This is a genomic window from Photobacterium sp. CCB-ST2H9 (assembly GCF_023151555.2).
GTDB lineage: Bacteria > Pseudomonadota > Gammaproteobacteria > Enterobacterales > Vibrionaceae > Photobacterium.
This window is the reverse complement of the sequence record NZ_CP100426.1, coordinates 151341-167758: the sequence shown is the minus strand read 5'-3', so window position 1 is coordinate 167758 and position 16418 is coordinate 151341. Positions and strand designations below refer to the sequence as shown.

At 50.4% G+C, this 16418-nt stretch carries 17 protein-coding genes; 4 read left to right on the top strand and 13 right to left on the bottom strand.

The features are described from left to right. Positions 1-155 precede the first annotated feature (155 nt). The 5 genes from L4174_RS17250 to L4174_RS17230 form a co-directional block, all read right to left on the bottom strand. A complete protein-coding gene (locus L4174_RS17250; RefSeq protein WP_248142676.1) occupies positions 156-1658 on the bottom strand; it encodes a cobyric acid synthase in 1503 nt (500 codons plus the stop codon). Positions 1659-1948: 290 nt separating this feature from the next. Then, positions 1949-2884 (bottom strand): bile acid:sodium symporter family protein, encoded by a 936-nt coding sequence (locus L4174_RS17245; protein ID WP_248142677.1) that lies wholly within the window; start codon positions 2882-2884, stop codon positions 1949-1951. Positions 2885-2907: 23 nt separating this feature from the next. After that, positions 2908-3735, bottom strand: coding sequence for an alpha/beta fold hydrolase (locus L4174_RS17240; RefSeq protein WP_248142678.1), 828 nt, complete (start codon positions 3733-3735; stop codon positions 2908-2910). Positions 3736-3759: 24 nt separating this feature from the next. Beyond that, positions 3760-5127, bottom strand: a complete 1368-nt coding sequence (locus L4174_RS17235; protein WP_248142679.1) for an MATE family efflux transporter — start codon at positions 5125-5127, stop codon at positions 3760-3762. Between the two features lie 129 nt (positions 5128-5256). Continuing rightward, entirely contained in the window at positions 5257-5835 is a 579-nt protein-coding gene (locus L4174_RS17230; RefSeq protein ID WP_248142680.1) for a nucleoside triphosphate pyrophosphohydrolase family protein, read from the bottom strand. Between the two features lie 565 nt (positions 5836-6400). Here L4174_RS17230 and L4174_RS17225 point away from each other — a divergent pair. The 3 genes from L4174_RS17225 to L4174_RS24050 all read left to right on the top strand — a co-directional run bounded on the left by L4174_RS17225 (position 6401) and on the right by L4174_RS24050 (position 8906). Beyond that, positions 6401-7114 (top strand): glycerophosphodiester phosphodiesterase family protein, encoded by a 714-nt coding sequence (locus tag L4174_RS17225; RefSeq protein ID WP_248142681.1) that lies wholly within the window; start codon positions 6401-6403, stop codon positions 7112-7114. A 183-nt stretch (positions 7115-7297) separates the two neighbouring features. After that, entirely contained in the window at positions 7298-8590 is a 1293-nt protein-coding gene (locus tag L4174_RS17220) for a DEAD/DEAH box helicase (protein ID WP_248142682.1), read from the top strand. A gap of 190 nt (positions 8591-8780) precedes the next feature. Next, positions 8781-8906 carry a hypothetical protein gene (locus tag L4174_RS24050; RefSeq protein WP_256549386.1) on the top strand — a complete coding sequence of 42 codons (126 nt, stop codon included), beginning with the start codon at positions 8781-8783 and terminating at the stop codon, positions 8904-8906. A 419-nt stretch (positions 8907-9325) separates the two neighbouring features. Here L4174_RS24050 and L4174_RS17215 read toward each other — a convergent pair whose 3' ends face one another. Beyond that, the gene (locus L4174_RS17215) at positions 9326-10453 is read right to left on the bottom strand and encodes a M23 family metallopeptidase (RefSeq protein WP_248142683.1); all 1128 of its coding nucleotides are present in this window, start codon (positions 10451-10453) and stop codon (positions 9326-9328) included. A gap of 363 nt (positions 10454-10816) precedes the next feature. On the opposite strand from L4174_RS17215, the gene L4174_RS17210 reads away from it, so the two are divergent. After that, positions 10817-11110, top strand: a complete 294-nt coding sequence (locus tag L4174_RS17210) for a hypothetical protein (RefSeq protein WP_248142684.1) — start codon at positions 10817-10819, stop codon at positions 11108-11110. Between the two features lie 75 nt (positions 11111-11185). Here the strand turns inward: L4174_RS17210 and L4174_RS17205 are convergent, their stop codons facing one another. From L4174_RS17205 to L4174_RS17175, 7 genes are all read right to left on the bottom strand, one after another. Beyond that, positions 11186-11647: an isoprenylcysteine carboxylmethyltransferase family protein gene (locus tag L4174_RS17205; RefSeq protein WP_248142685.1), complete on the bottom strand. Its 462-nt coding sequence runs from the start codon at positions 11645-11647 to the stop codon at positions 11186-11188. A 49-nt stretch (positions 11648-11696) separates the two neighbouring features. Next, positions 11697-12527 carry a PhzF family phenazine biosynthesis protein gene (locus L4174_RS17200; RefSeq protein WP_248142686.1) on the bottom strand — a complete coding sequence of 277 codons (831 nt, stop codon included), beginning with the start codon at positions 12525-12527 and terminating at the stop codon, positions 11697-11699. Between the two features lie 65 nt (positions 12528-12592). Then, the gene (locus L4174_RS17195; protein WP_248142687.1) at positions 12593-12964 is read right to left on the bottom strand and encodes a zf-TFIIB domain-containing protein; all 372 of its coding nucleotides are present in this window, start codon (positions 12962-12964) and stop codon (positions 12593-12595) included. Between the two features lie 163 nt (positions 12965-13127). Beyond that, complete coding sequence (locus tag L4174_RS17190; RefSeq protein ID WP_248142688.1) at positions 13128-13598, bottom strand: heme-degrading domain-containing protein; 471 nt, start codon at positions 13596-13598, stop codon at positions 13128-13130. Further along, positions 13595-14635, bottom strand: a complete 1041-nt coding sequence (locus tag L4174_RS17185) for an oxidoreductase (RefSeq protein WP_248142689.1) — start codon at positions 14633-14635, stop codon at positions 13595-13597. The genes L4174_RS17190 and L4174_RS17185 overlap by 4 nt, the downstream gene beginning before the upstream one ends. A 1-nt stretch (position 14636) precedes the next feature. Further along, positions 14637-15404 (bottom strand): DeoR/GlpR family DNA-binding transcription regulator, encoded by a 768-nt coding sequence (locus tag L4174_RS17180; protein WP_248142690.1) that lies wholly within the window; start codon positions 15402-15404, stop codon positions 14637-14639. A gap of 140 nt (positions 15405-15544) precedes the next feature. Then, complete coding sequence (locus tag L4174_RS17175; protein ID WP_248142691.1) at positions 15545-16330, bottom strand: helix-turn-helix domain-containing protein; 786 nt, start codon at positions 16328-16330, stop codon at positions 15545-15547. Positions 16331-16418: the final 88 nt, after the last annotated feature.

Sequence of the window (16418 nt, the reverse complement as noted above, 5' to 3'; positions counted from 1 at the left end):
TTGAAAATGAATTACAGCCTGAGTCGCTGACTTTCAGCCTGATTTTGTATGTCCCAGACGACTGATCATACAAACCTGGAATTCTGTGCAGATTTTTCTCTGTTCATCCTCATGATTTACTAAGCTTTCACGCATATGCAGCAGATTGATTTAATTTACTTTTCTGCTGATTCAAAAACAGATTGCCACTCCGGCCAGATTGCGGCCAAATTCATATGCGATTCAATGGCATCAGCCAGCCTTTCAATATTCTCTGCCTTGATTTGCGCCATATCCGGTGTCTGGCTGTCAGACAGCCCGGCCCAGGTCAGGATCGCATTGCAGGCTTCCGGCAAATCAAATACGCCATGCAGATAAGTTCCGAAGACCTGTCCCTGTAGACCCACAGCCCCCTCATTCACAGGTCCTGATTGCGTCTCCAGCAGGACAGGGGCAGCATCAGCGCTGACACCCGAAGTTACCCCGGCATGAATCTCGTAACCACACACTCGAACCGGCGCCTGCCCCGGCAACGTTAACGTTCCCCGGGATTGCTTCAGCTGTTTTTCCGGCTCCAGCACTGTCTGAACCGGTAAATACCCCAGCCCCGGGCTCTGACCCGCATCGCCTTCAAGTCCGTTGGGATCTGCAACCAGTTTACCCAGCATCTGATAACCCCCGCAGATCCCCATTACTTTGCCGCCCAGACGCAAATGGCGTTCAATCTGCCGATCCCAGCCCTGTTCACGCAGGTAAGCCAGATCACTCCGGACACTTTTTGTGCCGGGAAGAATTATCAGATCAGCCGCTGGTAAAGGCTGCCCTTTGCCCACCAGATGCACATTCACCTGCGGGTGCATCCGCAGCACATCAAAATCAGTATGGTTGCTGATCCGAGTCAGTACCGGAACAACAACCTGCAACGGCCTGGCAACCTTAGTCACCTGTTCGACCGTAATGGCATCTTCAGCTTCAAGCATTAAACCGTGTAAATAAGGTAAAACACCCAGCACCGGTTTCCCGGTCTTCTCCTCCAGCCAGTCCAGTCCGGACTGCAGCAGCGAAATATCCCCCCGGAAGCGGTTAATCACGAAGCCTTTCACCCGCGCCTGTTCTGACCCAGATAGCAATGCCAGCGTCCCGTACAAATGCGCGAAAACCCCGCCGCGATCAATATCCGCCACAATGATGACTGGCACATCCGCCACTTCAGCAAACCCCATGTTTGCCACATCATTTTCACGCAGATTAATTTCTGCCGGACTGCCCGCCCCCTCAATCAGGACGGTGTCAAAATCTTGCTGTAAACGGGAAAACGAATCGAGAATCGAGGGAAGCACAAACTTTTTGTAACCCTGATAGCCGATAGCATCCATGTCTTGTACGGCTTTGCCCTGAACAATGACCTGGGCGCCGGTATCCGTGTTTGGTTTCAACAGGACCGGATTCATATCCACCGTAGGCTCAATCCCACAGGCAAACGCCTGTACCGCCTGCGCTCGGCCAATTTCCCCGCCATCAGCCGTCACAGCGCTGTTCAGCGCCATATTCTGTGGTTTGAATGGCGCGACCTGAATCCCTTTTCTGGCCAGAACCCGGCATAAACCGGCAACCAATACACTTTTTCCTGCATCTGAAGTTGTCCCCTGAACCATCAGAGCGCGATGTGTCGATTGCATTTCCAGATCTTCCCCACATTGAATAGTGACACTGTCACATAGATTATCGATACAGGATGTCTTTCTACCCTATCTGATTTCAGAGTACCAGCTGTCATCTGTACGCATTCGTACATCACAACATAAAATAGAAGGCGGAATTCATGGCTGGAAAGCATTGCGAATAACGAAATGACGAACAGTACGAGAAAGGAAACAGAGTGCACTGACGATGTCAGTGCACAACGGAGAGATTTATCCTGCCATTTGCCACATTATCCGCGATGCCCGTCTTCTTTTATCCCGCAATTTTAACCTGCGAGTTGCCCGGCAGATTTATCCGCCCTGCTTTTCGACCAGTATGCCGCCAGCAGAGAACCGGAAATATTGTGCCAGATAGAGAACAGGGTTCCCGGAATCGCTGCAACCGGACTGAAAAACTTCATGGCCAATGCTGTTGCCAGACCAGAATTCTGTAGCCCCACTTCAATCGCAATCGTCCGGCTGATGGTTTCATTAAAACCCAGCAGGCGGCAAGCGAAATAACCAGCAGCGAGACCAATGCTGTTGTGAAGAACGACAGCCAGTGCCATCACCGGTCCGACATGTACCAGACTGCCTGCATTCAGTGCCACCACAATCGCAATAATCACCACAATTGCAAATACAGACAGCAAAGGAAGCGCCGGAGCCAGCCGGGTCGTGACACCTGAAGCATAACGGTTCAGCAGCACCCCGCCCAAAACAGGCAAAAGGACAATTTTCACCAGACTCAGCAGCATCGCCCCCATGGGAACTTCAACACTCAGCCCGGCCAGAGCGCCGGTCAGCACAGGCGTCAGAAACACCCCCAGTAAAGTTGAAATCGCGGTCATGGAGATCGAAAGCGCGACATCGCCTTTCGCAAGATAGCAGATAACATTGGATGCGGTTCCCCCGGCAACACTGCCCACCAGCACCATGCCCACGGTCTGTTCAGGATTAAACCCTAGCGCCAGACTGACCACGATAGCCACCATGGGCATGACAGTGAACTGAAGCAACACACCGACACTCACCGCCCGCTTTTTCTTCACCACATCCAGAAAGTCTGACGGCTTCAGCGTTAACCCCATGGTCAGCATCACAACCGTCAGCAAGGGCACAATTGCCGTTTTCATCTCAATAAAAAAAGCCGGATATACCATGGCATATCCCGACAACAAAACGGCCCAAAGCGGAAAAAGCCGGATGACCATCCCTAGCATGTTCATTCCTTTGTATGATCTTGTTATGCCATCACTTTCTGACAAAAGTTCAACAGCCCTTCTGTCACGATTTCAGGCTGCTCCAGCGGACATAAATGCCCGGCACGGGGAATGACCTGAAGCTGACTGCCTGTCATTCCGTCATGCATGAGATTGGACTCCAGCACAGTGCGAATGCGATCTTCAGCTCCGACCATCAGCAGGCAAGGGAGCGCAAACATTTCTGCATCCTCAAAGCTGTCCCGGCGGCCAAACCACATTCTCCCCGCCTGCGCTAAAGCAGTCACCTGCTCTCCCTGACAGCTTTCCAGCCTGCGGCGAAACGATGCAACAAGCTCTGGATGTAAATTTTCTGCATCATGACCGAACTGCAATGATGTCCATGTATCAATCATTGCGGAACTGAAACTTAAATTGTCCCCGGCCTCACGCAGCATTGCCTGATATCTCAGGTTCGCGACTTCCGGTTCCAGGCCGGCGAAACTATCCATCAGGACGAGTGCCCTGACTCTGGCCGGTACCTGAACACCAAGTTCAATGGCCCAGCCGCCACCCATTGAGTGACCAATCAAACCAACCGTTTCAATTTCAAGATGATCCAGCAGCCCGCACACCGCCTGCGCATAACCGGCTAAAGTCGCACTGGCCGCAGGCGCCGGTTCTGACTCACCATGCCCCCAAAAGTCTGGCACAATACAGCGGAAATGCTGGCTGAGACGCTCGAGCTGATGTGCCCACATCCCGCTGTCCCAAAGAAAAGCATGCCCCAGAACCAGCACTTGTCCCTGTCCGATATCCAGATAACTGATCCCTTGAAAACGCTGTCTGTTTGCCGGAAAAATACCGCTCATGATTACTCCAGGTTAGATTCGTTTTTATCCGTTTGATTCTGCCATCACCCGCGGTGTGAACTTCGCTACCACCCGGTGCATGCCCTGCTGGAAGCAGAGCCAGGCCATAATACCGGCGGCAAGATTACCAAACATCGCGCCAATAAACAGACCTTTGATGCCGCCCATTAATGCTCCCAGCCAGATCAACGGCAGAAAACAGGCAAACAGCCGCAGGCAGGAAATCACCAGCGCACGCATTGGCATGCCCAGCGCATTACTGACGGAAACCATCAGCATACAGACCCCCAAAGGTCCCAAACTCACGGGCACCCACTGAAGGTGAAGCGTAAGTATTTCACGGACTGATGGGTCACTGCTGAGTAATGTCGGTAACCAGAAACACAGGGCAAGGAGAACAGCTGCAATCCCTAGCTGCCAGATGAAGACGAACTTCACCGCCAGTCTGATCAGCGTGGTGATGGCAGGCATATCCTGACGACCCAGAGACCTGCCAACCATGGGCGGCAAAGACATCGTCAGCGCCAGAACCACAACAATCGAAAAGAATTCCAGTCGGGAGCCCAGAGCCCAGGCAGCAACCGCCGCGGCTCCAAAACCAGCCACCAGTTTTGTCGCCAGCATGGAAGCCAGTGGCGGCATCAACTGGCTGAGCATGGCCGGTGCCATAATGTGAATGAGTTCTTTGACGGAACTGAGAATATTCAGCCCGCACCAGTTGAACGTCATCCAATGACGGTGAATCACAGCCGGAAACATCACCAGCATCCCGATCCCAAATGCCACGATCGTTGCCAGTGCCGCTCCAACCAGCCCCAAATCCAGAGTGAAAATGAAAATGGGATCCAGAATCATATTCAGCACACTGGTCACAACCATCATGATACCGGGCAGCACAGTATTGCCATTTGCCCGGCACAAACTGTATGCAAAATACACCATGGCGCCAAACCAGCTGCTGATCAGCCATGAGGGCCAATAGGCGTCAATCAAAGGCCATACATCACTTGGGGCGCTCAGTAGTGTCAGAATCGGGCCACGCAACAGCCAGATGCAAACCCCTATCAAAGCAACAATGGCAGCGCCAGTCAGGACAACCAGACCGCCCAGTTGCCGGGCACGTCTCTCATCCCCGCTGCCGTGCACCCGGGAAATCACCGCTGTTGTCGCAATGCCCAATCCGACCTGAAGGCCGATGATGATCATCTGCATCGGCAGAGTGAAACCCTGGGCTGCCAAAGGCAGAACGCCTAACTGGCCGATAAAGGCACTGTCGACAAGCTGAAAACTCATCAGGGAGAGGACGCCGAACATCATCGGCCAGGTCATGGAAAAAAGCTGTCGCGACAGCGCGCCTGAGTGCTGAGGATCAGCGACATTTCGTCGGAGCATAAGCAACATTCATCAGATTAAAAAAGGTAGTGTAAAGCGTTCGGTCAACAGTGCGAAGCCTGTCCAGCAGGAGTCTTTCAGACGATCCCCGCAATGCCGCAGGGATCAAGGAATAATGAAAAAGTGTTATTAGTTAGTTACAATTTTCACCAGATTAGCCGGGCGATAGTATACAGATTTCAATACCTTACCTTTTCTGATCACTTTATCTTCAAGTTCAACATCTTTTGCGCACTTCGCAATGATGTAATCCCCTTTCTGACTGCCCGTAATCTCAACGCCCTGCTTGGCATAGTAAGCCTGAGTTTCAGAAAATTCCTGCTCATTCCGGCAGACTTTACTCATGTTACTGGCATGAACTTCATCCCAGCATGGTACAAAATCAATATTCAGACGCTGTGCAATCTGCAGCAGCAAATCAATCATATAACTGACACCGAGGTTTTCTTCGAGCTGTGCATGACCCAGATGCACCAGACGACCCATCAGTACATAAACTGAATCCACAATTGCATCAGCCTGCTCAACCAGAGAATCTGCTTCTGCAAGTTCGGTCAGCTCTTCCACTGCCAGTGAAGTATGCAGCTGATCCATTTGCTCATTCAGAGTCGACGGACTCTCAATGTCCAGATCAAACGTCGTGCGAAACTCTCGAATGTCACGATACAAGTGGTCAAACAATGCCTGATCCAGCACAGTCAGCTTCATACTGAAATTCCTCATTTTTTCATCATTATTGCGCAAGCCGGGGAACCGCTGTTCACAGGGGGCAGGCTGCCGCAGTCATCAAGTGGGCGCATCGTATCACACTTCCTGACTCGCTTTCACAGATCTTGATAATGCCTGACGCTCTTTTGACAACCTGAATACTATTTGCTCGGTATGCAGGTATTTAAATAACATCATGCTTAATATGCAACAATGTTTTGTGATTCATCTCTCAGAAAATCTCAATTGGTCACCTAAAATGCGACCATCGTTTCATAAAAAAGGTGATGCTTATGTGCCCTCACTGCAAAAGCAAAAGTGTGCCTCAGCGAATTCGCCGGTCTTTTTTCGACAAAATTGTCCACAAAAACAGCCACAAATTTCAGTGCAGCAGTTGTAACCAGCGATACTTTGTCAAACTGGGAAGCTATGTGGGCAGCGCCACGGTCGGGCGCTGAGACACGCACTTCCATTTCGTCATCGAACTGTTATATTTCAGGCGCATACTTCAGGTTCAATGATCCTGTTTCTCCGGCCTTATTGATTTCAACGGTACAGAATACTTATGATTTCCGGACATCGCGGAGCCGCTGCGCTGGCTCCAGAAAATACACTTGCCGGGCTGCAGGAAGCAGCCAGAAGCCACATTCAGTGGGTTGAAATGGATACCCAACTGTGTGCTGACCTTATTCCGGTCATGTTCCATGACGCAAAAGTAAACCGCTGCACCGATGGCCGCGGAAAAGTGCGGGAACTCGATCTTGCCCAACTGAAAGCGCTGGATGCCGGCAGCTGGTTTGGACCTCAGTTTACCCATGAGCGGATTCTGACGCTGGACGAAGCGCTCAATGCCTGCCATGAGTACGGGTTGAATCTGAACCTTGAAATCAAAGTTCACGACGACCATGAAACTGAACTTCTGGTTCAGCAAGTCGCACATACCATTGCCAGCAATGGTATTTCAGCCGATGAACTGGTGCTTTCCAGTTTTTCTGCAGATGCCGTATCACATTGTCAGAAACTGATGCCGCATATTCGCAGAGGATTGATTTGCGAGAAGCTGCCCAAGAATCTCTTTGCTTTAGCCGATCAGCTTGAACTCTTCAGCGTGCATCTGGATTACCATTTACTGAATGCTCCGCTGGCGAACCAGATTAAACAAGCGGGGCTGGATCTGCATATCTGGACCATGAATCAGCCAGAGCTCGTTGATCAGTTTTATCAATGGGGCGTTGATATCATCATTACAGACAATCCTCCTCTGCTGCTGCAAGCCTGATGATGGCCGGGGGATGCCCGGCCAGTTTTCACGACTTCCGCTTAAATTTTCAGCCAATACGCAAATCTGCTGCCACAGACGATAATTATTGCTCTATAATCCCCGGTTTTGGTCTGTCATACCAAACGGAATCATCTAACCTGAAGGTTGTTTCGTTCGGTATACCGTCTGTAGGAATCTAAGATGTCTTTTGCTTCACAAAATTTTGCTCCGGAAATTGTTCGCGCACTGGATGAGTGCGGTTATGAAAAAATGACCCCTATTCAGCAGAAAGCGATTCCTGCTGCCCGTCGCGGCGAAGATATTCTGGCGAATGCCCAGACTGGTACGGGCAAAACGGCTGCCTTTTCTCTGCCAATCATTCAGCGCATTGCGGACCAGCCGAAACCACGTAAAGGATTCAGTACCCGGGCACTGGTGCTTGCGCCAACCCGTGAACTGGCAGAACAGATTGCACGCAATATTTCTGATTACAGTCAGTACCTCGACTTAAAAGTACTTGCTGTTTTTGGCGGCAAAAAAATGTCCAGTCAGGAAAAACTGCTGGAAACTGGTGTCGATATCCTGGTTGCCACACCTGGCCGCCTGCTGGAACATATCGAGCTGGGTAATGTGTCTCTGGCGAACCTGGAATTTCTGGTGTTCGACGAAGCCGACCGGATGCTGGATATGGGCTTTATCGGCGATATTCGCACAATAATGAGCGGCATCCAGGGACATCCGCAAACGATGCTGTTCTCCGCGACCTTCTCCGGCATGATGAACAAGCTGGCCGGAGAAATTCTGCAAAAGCCAAAACGTATTTCGGTGACTCCGGAAAACTCAACCGCAGAAACCGTTGCGCATGTTGTCTACCCGGTTGATGAAGATCGGAAACGCGAATTGCTGTCTGAACTGATCGGTAAAAAGAACTGGCAGCAGGTTCTGGTTTTCGTCAACTACAAAGAAACAGCCAATGAGCTGGTCCAGGAACTGAAACTGGACGGCATCAAAGCCGTGATTTGTCATGGGGATAAAGCGCAAAGTGCCCGCCGCCGTGCACTGGAAGAATTCACCACAGGCAAGGCCCGGGTGATGGTTGCCACAGAAGTTGCTGCCCGTGGACTGGATATCCAGGGTCTGCCGCATGTCGTGAACTATGACATGCCATTCCTGGCAGAAGACTATGTCCACCGGATCGGCCGGACCGGACGTGCCGGACAGCAGGGCCATGCGGTTTCCTTCGTCAGCCGCGAAGAAGAACTGACTCTGTTGCAGGTAGAAAAGATTATCAAGCAACGTATCCGCCGGGTGCTTCTGGAAGGCTACGAGCCGGCGAAACGCGATGCTCTGATCGAAAAACTGAGCACCAAAGCGGCATACCGGGATCGTAAAAGCCGTACCAACAACCCGGATCAGTCTGCTGCTGAGCGCCGGATGCGTTTACAACGTGCCATCCGTAACCGGACCAGCGCACCGAAAACGCTGAAGAAATAAGAAATACATCCCCTGGCAATGCCGGGGGATTTTATTTCAGCGTCATCTGTCAAACCGCCAGACTGATTTTCAATCACCGTTATCACCTCTTGTGATCAGACTGAAACAGCCCACCTGCCGACTTCATATTCTTTATCGCCATCGGTAAACTGAACTACACTTTTCCGGTCTGGCAGCAGGGAGATATGGCATGAATACAGAGTCTGAGGTCATTCATTTCATTGCTGAGTTTACTTCGGTCGATGCAGAAAAAATCTCTCCAAGCACTTCCATTAACTTTGATTTAGGCGTTGATGGAGACGATGGCGCTGAATGACTCAATGCATATTCCTTGCGATTTAACGTAGGTCTGAGCCCGGTTAGCGAAACCTATTTTGGTCCCGAGGGGATTCCCCCTTCACTTTTCATTTTCTGATGCATTGGATTTTTCGACGAAAACTAAATCACCTTAAGCCATTACCTGTGTCACAGCTGGTGAAATCCGCAAAAGCAGGGGTATGGGTCGCAGATAAAAATATGGATGGCTGAAGCTGGTTTCCCGGTCAAAACAATCGACGATACGCCATTTTCTCTTATCTCAATCTCTGCCTCTGATTTTCTCTTCGAGAGAGTACATCACCTGTCTGTAGCAAAAGGCTTAAACGGGGCACGACTTCCGCCCCGTCTATCTGACGTACAGACACCTTCAAGATATTCCGATGCCCGTTTTGTTGCCACGATAGCTGAAATAGCCTGTCACATCGCCGGGTTATCAATCCGATTCCAGAAGCACACTTTCTGGTTGCTGCGCTTATCCACCAGCCAGCTGTAGTTACAATTATCGTCGTAGCTGTAACGTCCGGTTTGCACCTGATACGGCCCGAAACTGCTGCCTTGCATGGACTGGAAACGTCCCTGATATAGCAGTGAGAAATGCAGGTGCGGTCCGGTTGATGAACCGCCTTCGCACAGCGCAACCGATTTCTGGCTGGCATAGACACCAAGTTTGGTGTTCTTGCTCACCCACTGTCCGTTCGAGACCAGAATTCCGTCCATGTGGTAATAGTTGGTTCCCCAGCCATTGGAATTGGTTACACGGACCTGACAACGGGACAGCACAGTGACGTATCCATCATGCGCGGCTGTCACACTGTAGGTTGCCCCACCCCAGGATGGCCAGTCGTAGGACACATCAATCGAAGATAGCGGGAAGCCAGAACCGCTGTGCGCATGCGGGCCATTCGGCACCCAGTTATACCCTTGGCGCCAGGGCATTTGCATGAAACCATAAGGAGGCGCAACCGCATTCAGCGTCCTTGCTTCAGCATGGCTGGCCTGACTCTCAAGCGCTGGTGCTGGTTCACCAAACCATGCGATATATTGTTTTGACCATGCCGGCGCCAGCTGACTGTCGTTCAGAGTGCTGAGAATCGCAAGTGTCGAAGCATTCGCGGGCAGCTTCGTGTCTGCGTCATAGCGATAAAAATACTGTGAAAGATGATTCGCGATCCGTTTGATTGCGGCTTTGATATGCGTCACTTCAGCGTCAGTGATTTCAGACTCCGGCTCCCACTGTTCCGATAACTGCAGGGTCACCAGAATGACTCGCGGATCAACACCCGTTGCACCACTCCAATGCATTAACGTTTCTTCCAGCGACAACCAGTTCGGCGCATAAGTCTCAAAGAAAGTGCTGGCGTCAAATGGATGCTGATAAGGTCTGAACACAAAATCGGCATCAGATACCACCGTCTGAACCTGAATACCCTGTTGTTTGATTTGTTGCGGTACGGATGAACCCGCAACCGCCGGATACAAGTCGTGTGCGAATGCAGCCTGACTTGTGAGATAAGATAAAGCCACTAACGTGATTAACTTTTTCATGATTATTTTTTCTCCAGTTGCATGATATGCACTAAGGAGTCTGGCAGGGTAAGAAACAAACCGGAGAGATGTCTGAAAAATTGCGAGTCGATTTAAATTAGATTGTATGCACCTGTAATTGATAATATTAAAAGTGGTCATGTAATAAAAACGACAGCCAGAAATAAACTGTAACTCTCCTCCCTCATTTTCAAGAATATTAAATCATTGATCATGATATGACGAACCTCCATTCATGAAATCAAAATAGTCGTTTATCATTCAAATTTTTTCAGACAAGCTGACTCATGAAATATCCTCAAATTAATATTTACAGACAAAGGAGAAGCAAGGTTATCTCTGTTTAAAAAAATGACGTTTGTGATGGCTTTAAGCCTTCTTTCCCCACTTACTTTTGCAAATACCGGGGCGAATCAGACCATCGAACAAATCTATTATTGTGCTGAAGACTTTGCATTAAAAATGAGCGGGGGAGACTGGTATCTGGTTCAAAAAAGCGTTGTGGGAGAAAAGAAGTTTGACCACTTTCTCTCTTTATCGATGTACATGATGTCGACCGGAAAGAAAACAGCAAATATTTTCCCCAAAGAACCCATTGAAACCTGGTGTGGGAAATCCGGATTTAAACCAATCACAATTCTGAGCGTTCAAAACTGAGCGCACTGATATTCAGGGCTGCTGAAATACAGCCCTATCTCCAGAGAGCATCTTTCCAGTCATCATGCACTCCCCTTACAGCCATCGTCTGACCGTCATCTGATATCGTAAATACTTTTCTCCAAAGCACTGAATCATCGCACGCTCTTCGGGCAGGATCTGAAAACGATTCATATAAAGAATAAAAGCGATCACCCCGAAAATCAGAAAAGGTGACTGAAGGAAAACGGCCTGTGCCACCAGCAGGCTTGCAAATCCAACATACATCGGATTCCGGGAACGCTGGTAAACCCCAGAAACAACCAGCTCAGAGGCTTTTTCCGGCTGTCGTGGATCCATTGTCGTCTGACTTTTTCTGAATTCTTTGACACCAGAAACGGCAAACCAGCAGCCAAAAATTGCAATCAGCAAAGCAATGCTCGTCGATGGGACGGTGCCCAACGCCATTGATGGCAGATATGGTGCGAGCAAACCCATGATGATCGCGATTATCCCCATCACCAAAAGCGGGGGGATCTTATTTTCCAGCGTTTGCATTCAGCCTCCTGTCGCGTCTTCCAAATCAATAAACGGGCATCTGATATCGCTAAGCAAGACTCACCGTCGCTTTCTTCTCAGCCTGTACCGTGAACAGGAGGCCCTTCTGTGCTGGCGAGACCCGAAAATACCCGCCATCGGATGAGAGCTGATGAGCTTCCAAATCTTCCTGTCCCAGTTTTTCCAGCCAATAAGGGGCCAGCGAACATTGTGCCGAGCCTGTGGCTGTGTCTTCATTGATGCCAATCTTAGGAGCAAAGTTTCGCAGCACATAACCACTTTTGCCCTGAGATGCCGTGAGTATCACAGCATGATGGTTTTTCAGGTTTTTTATCAGAGTGAAGTCTGGCTGATAATCCCGGACCTGTTGTTCACTGTCCAGCACGATGACTAAATCGCGGGTCGAGAACACATCTGCAGGCGTCAGCCCCAGCCTCTGAGCATCCTGCCAGTTTTGCTGATTGCGTGTCCCTTGCCAGGCTGGCATTTTCATACGGTAACTGTTCCGCATATCATCGTCTGCACGATCGGCTGCACGCTCAATCACCACATTGCCATGCGGACTGAACAAGGACACGGTGTCCTCCTCTGCAGTCTCTAAAATACACGCAGCAGCAGCCAGACTGCCATGACCGCACAAATTAATTTCCGCATCCGGGCTGAACCGCCGAATGTCATATCCCTCAGCACGTTCGACAAGAAACGCGGTCACAGGCTGCGCTAAAATTTGGCTGATCCGGAGCAAAGCTTGCGCAGTAGGCCAGTTCTTAAGCATTACGACAGCCGCGGGGTTCCCTTTCGCGCATTTCCCACGGAAAGCACGGCCGGTAAAAGCATGAATGATGTGAGCTGTCAGCGCTGTTTCCTGATGAATGTCCATTCCCGGCCTCCGGATCAAAATCAGCAAAGCCATTGGCTTTGCTGATAATCGTTACAACATTTGTATTATCGGCGTTCTTCTGTGAACAGTTTCTTGAAGAAATCCGACAAATCAATTTTTGCCAGATCTTTAAATTCACCCGCATCATAGAAACGTCCTTTACACGTCGGGCAGCTTTCAAACCAGATATGCGGCTGCTTCGGGTCAACTAACCTCAGCAACTCATTGTTGGGACAGACCGGACATTGAATCTGATCAATTTTATTGAATGACTTTCCAATATTCGCATCACCGATGTCCACGGTATCCGCCAGAGGTTTCATTTTTTCAATTTCATAGGCATCCAGCCACAAACCTTTACAAGCGGTACAACGCTCAATATCGCCCAGCGGGGTTGTTACATGTTCAAAATTCGAATGACACTTCGGACACTGCATTCGAAACTCCTTTCATTATTATCATTGATTTCAGATACATATTACATTCACCCGAACTGATACCGATAGGCAAATTGACTCATAAGTCATGATTCTGTGATACAGGAACAAGAAAGCAGAATTGTCTGACAGTGAAAAGCCGCCCTGTAGAGCGGCATGATGCTCAAGAGCGCTGTTGTAATTGAATCGATCGCAGGGCTTCCGTCACCAGTTGGTGATCGTCTTCCTGGGGCAGACCGGAAACCGTCACAGCCCCAAGGAGTCCGCCGTTTTTCACACGGATCGGAAAGGAGCCGCCGTGGGCACAATATTCACTCGCATCAATGTGCGGCTGACTTTCAAACTCACGCTGTTTCTGAGCATTATAACGCCCGAGATAGTAAGAGCTTTTGGCAAACCGCAGCACACTGTTCCGTTTCCGGCGAATCCAGTCCTGATGATCGCCGCTGGTCTCCGGCATCGCATACGAAAATAACACCTGCCCGAAACCATAGACTTCGATGGCCACAGCAGCCTGTTTCGCTTCCGCACTGCTTTTCAGCAAACAGCCTAACACCCAGGCTGTTTCATGGCTGAAATAATCCAGCTGTAAACTGACTTCTTGTTCCGCCAGAACTTCCAGTGTCAGGCTCATGCGTCCACCTTCATGGTTTGACCCAGCTTGCTGCTTTCCAGCGCCAGTTGAATCAGTCTGATATTCAGCAAAGCTTCCTCCGCCGGTACCGGATTCGCAGCGCCCAGCCGGATAGCATTCGCCACACCGGCAAAGAAATGCTGATAGCCGCCCAGCTCGGTGGGAATCACCTGTGAACCCGTTTCCTGATGGAACTGACCATAGTGTGAAGAGGGTTCCTCAGCCCAGGCTGGCAACTCAGGTTTCACGCCAGCTTTCAAGTACTCTTCCTGCGGATCCAATCCGTATTTTTCATATTTCCCATGCGTACCCAGCACCTTATATCGCAGATTTGGTTCCGGGCTGTACAGGTTGGCATGCAAATGCACAAAATGCTCAGGGTAATGCAACACCAGATTGAAATAATCGATGGTTGTTGCACCCGGGCGCATGATTTCGCACTGTGCGGTCAATGCCTGCGGTGCACCAAATAAGGCCAGCGCCTGATCCAGCAGGTGCGGCGCCAGATCGAACAATATCCCACCGCCGTCTTGCGCCTGCTCTCGCCAGCGCTGGCGAACAACCGGCCGGAAACGATCGAAATGAGATTCGAAATATTTCACTTCCCCCAGCTTGCCTTCATCGATCAGCTTTTTCACCGTCAGGAAATCACCGTCCCAGCGGCGATTATGAAACACACTCAGCACCAGCCCTTTTTCTTCCGCCAGTCGGATCAAGGTTTCCCCGTCTTCCACTTTCGTGACAAAAGGCTTTTCAATAATCACATGTTTGCCGTTTTCAAGCGCCAGTTTTGCCAGGCGAAAGTGAACGTCATTCGGCGCGGTAATGATCACCAGCTCCGCATCACTTTCCACCAGCATCGTATCGGCATCTCCGTAACAGGTGATACCCGGAAAATCGGTTTGAACTGCCGCCTGCTGACTGCTGCTGATTGCGGTCAGTTCCAGCGCTGGCAGCGCCTGAATAAAAGGCAAATGGAACGTTTTTGCAGAAAATCCGTAGCCAACAACGGCCGTTTTTACGGGAGCATCAAACATATCAGCGTTGTCCTTGTGTTGTGTCTGCCACAATCACCTGAATCTCATGGTGATCAAAAAGTTCGGCATAAGCGGTGGTCAGGGGTTGATCTGTAATCAGTACGTCAATCGCATCCAGTGCACAGATATGGTGAAAGTTGTCCTGCCCGATTTTGTGCTGTTCACAGACCAGAATGACCTGCTGGGCCTGAGCCATCATGGCTTTTTTCAGCGAAGCTTCCTGTTCATCGTTGGTCGACAGCCCGTGTTCAGACAATGCGCAGACGCCGATAAAGGCTTTATTCACTCTGTATTCCGCAAGCTGTTTTTCTGCCTGTGCCCCCAAAATGGCACGGTGGAAGGTATCAAATTGCCCGCCCAGCAGATGGACACTGACGTCCGGAGTCCCGGCGAGCTGCTGGAGAATATCGACGGAGTTCGTGACGACAGTCGATGGCTGGCTGAGATGGCTTGCCAGTAAAGTGTGTGTCGTACCGGTATCCAGCAGTAAAGAGTCATTCGCTTCCACCAGTGTCGCCGCATATCGCGCGAGACGCTGTTTCGCTTCACTGATCACTTTTCCGGCATAGGGTTCAAGATGAGCACTGACCGCTGCCCGGACTGCACCGCCACGAATCCGCTGAATGCCGGGCTGCTGCGTCAGCTTCACCAAATCACGACGTGCGGAATCGCGCGACACTAAAAACTGTTCACAAATATCATTCAAAGTCACTTTACCTCGCTGTTCGACCAGCGAAGTTAAGTGAATCAGACGTTCCTCCTGTGTCATTCACCCATAACCACTTAAGTAATTTTAAGTGATTATGAATGAAATCCTGGCAATTGCCAAACAAAAGCGAGAGCAAGGTGAAAGTGATTGCGAAAGCTATGCGATCAAAGAAGAACCAGCAGAGTCCCCACTTCATCCACTCACAAGTTTCGCCGGTACTCGTCCGGGGTCACGCCCATCAGACGGCGGAACATTGCGATAAAGGCTGAGGCGCTGGCATAGCCGAGATCGTGGGCAATGTTTTCAACTTTCCCGCCAGCCTCCAGCATGGGCATGGCTTTGACCACGCGTAATCGCTGCCGCCATTCCGACAGCGGCATTCCGAGATCTCTTTGCGCACGCCGCATCAGGGTACGTTCCGTCGTGTGCGCCTGCCGGGCGAATTCTGTCAGTGAGGCATTGCTGCCGGGATCGGCTTCCAGCCAGCTCAGTACTTTACTCAGCGCCGTATCCGTGGAGGTTGGCAGATAACTGCCCAGCGGCGTGGCGTCACCGAGCTGATCCACCAGTACAGTTAATAACCGGGTTTGTGCCTCGGAATAAGGCAAAGTGGTTTGGGTCTGGCGAAGATGTTCCAGCATCGCTGTAATGAGTGGACTGATTTCAAGCGCACAGGTCGTTTCCGGCATGCGTCCGCACAAGCTGGCATCGATATAAAGAGAACAATGCGTCACTTCGTAGCGATTCAGTCCCTGATGTTCAACGTCAGGCGGCAGCCAGAGACCGTACTGAGACGGCGTCAGATACTGACGATTCCCGATCTTCACTTCCATGATACCACTGAAGGAATACACAAATTCTCCCCACGGGTGTCGATGAACCGGATACGTGGCATCAGCCGGCATGCAGGCCGTCCGGAACACTACCGACGCGGGTAATTCTGTGCTGAATGGCGGGCTGTGAAATTGCTTTCCGGGAATGCTCATCAATCATTCTGTCATTTCATCGTTATCAGTTGTCGTATTCTAGCTATATCCCTGAATCACGACAACGCATACTGTGAACAGGATGTTA

Excerpts from the sequence above, each read along its gene's own strand:
- L4174_RS17210 (WP_248142684.1), top strand. The coding sequence starts at position 10,817 with ATGGCTTTAAGCCTTCTTTCCCCACTTACTTTTGCAAATACCGGGGCG.
- L4174_RS17180 (WP_248142690.1), bottom strand. The coding sequence starts at position 15,404 with ATGACACAGGAGGAACGTCTGATTCACTTAACTTCGCTGGTCGAACAG.
- L4174_RS17205 (WP_248142685.1), bottom strand. The coding sequence starts at position 11,647 with ATGCAAACGCTGGAAAATAAGATCCCCCCGCTTTTGGTGATGGGGATA.
- L4174_RS24050 (WP_256549386.1), top strand. The coding sequence starts at position 8,781 with ATGAATACAGAGTCTGAGGTCATTCATTTCATTGCTGAGTTTACTTCG.
- L4174_RS17245 (WP_248142677.1), bottom strand. The coding sequence starts at position 2,884 with ATGCTAGGGATGGTCATCCGGCTTTTTCCGCTTTGGGCCGTTTTGTTG.
- L4174_RS17230 (WP_248142680.1), bottom strand. The coding sequence starts at position 5,835 with ATGAAGCTGACTGTGCTGGATCAGGCATTGTTTGACCACTTGTATCGT.
- L4174_RS17175 (WP_248142691.1), bottom strand. The coding sequence starts at position 16,330 with ATGAGCATTCCCGGAAAGCAATTTCACAGCCCGCCATTCAGCACAGAA.
- L4174_RS17215 (WP_248142683.1), bottom strand. The coding sequence starts at position 10,453 with ATGAAAAAGTTAATCACGTTAGTGGCTTTATCTTATCTCACAAGTCAG.
- L4174_RS17225 (WP_248142681.1), top strand. The coding sequence starts at position 6,401 with ATGATTTCCGGACATCGCGGAGCCGCTGCGCTGGCTCCAGAAAATACA.
- L4174_RS17250 (WP_248142676.1), bottom strand. The coding sequence starts at position 1,658 with ATGCAATCGACACATCGCGCTCTGATGGTTCAGGGGACAACTTCAGAT.
- L4174_RS17220 (WP_248142682.1), top strand. The coding sequence starts at position 7,298 with ATGTCTTTTGCTTCACAAAATTTTGCTCCGGAAATTGTTCGCGCACTG.
- L4174_RS17200 (WP_248142686.1), bottom strand. The coding sequence starts at position 12,527 with ATGGACATTCATCAGGAAACAGCGCTGACAGCTCACATCATTCATGCT.
- L4174_RS17195 (WP_248142687.1), bottom strand. The coding sequence starts at position 12,964 with ATGCAGTGTCCGAAGTGTCATTCGAATTTTGAACATGTAACAACCCCG.
- L4174_RS17240 (WP_248142678.1), bottom strand. The coding sequence starts at position 3,735 with ATGAGCGGTATTTTTCCGGCAAACAGACAGCGTTTTCAAGGGATCAGT.
- L4174_RS17190 (WP_248142688.1), bottom strand. The coding sequence starts at position 13,598 with ATGAGCCTGACACTGGAAGTTCTGGCGGAACAAGAAGTCAGTTTACAG.
- L4174_RS17185 (WP_248142689.1), bottom strand. The coding sequence starts at position 14,635 with ATGTTTGATGCTCCCGTAAAAACGGCCGTTGTTGGCTACGGATTTTCT.
- L4174_RS17235 (WP_248142679.1), bottom strand. The coding sequence starts at position 5,127 with ATGCTCCGACGAAATGTCGCTGATCCTCAGCACTCAGGCGCGCTGTCG.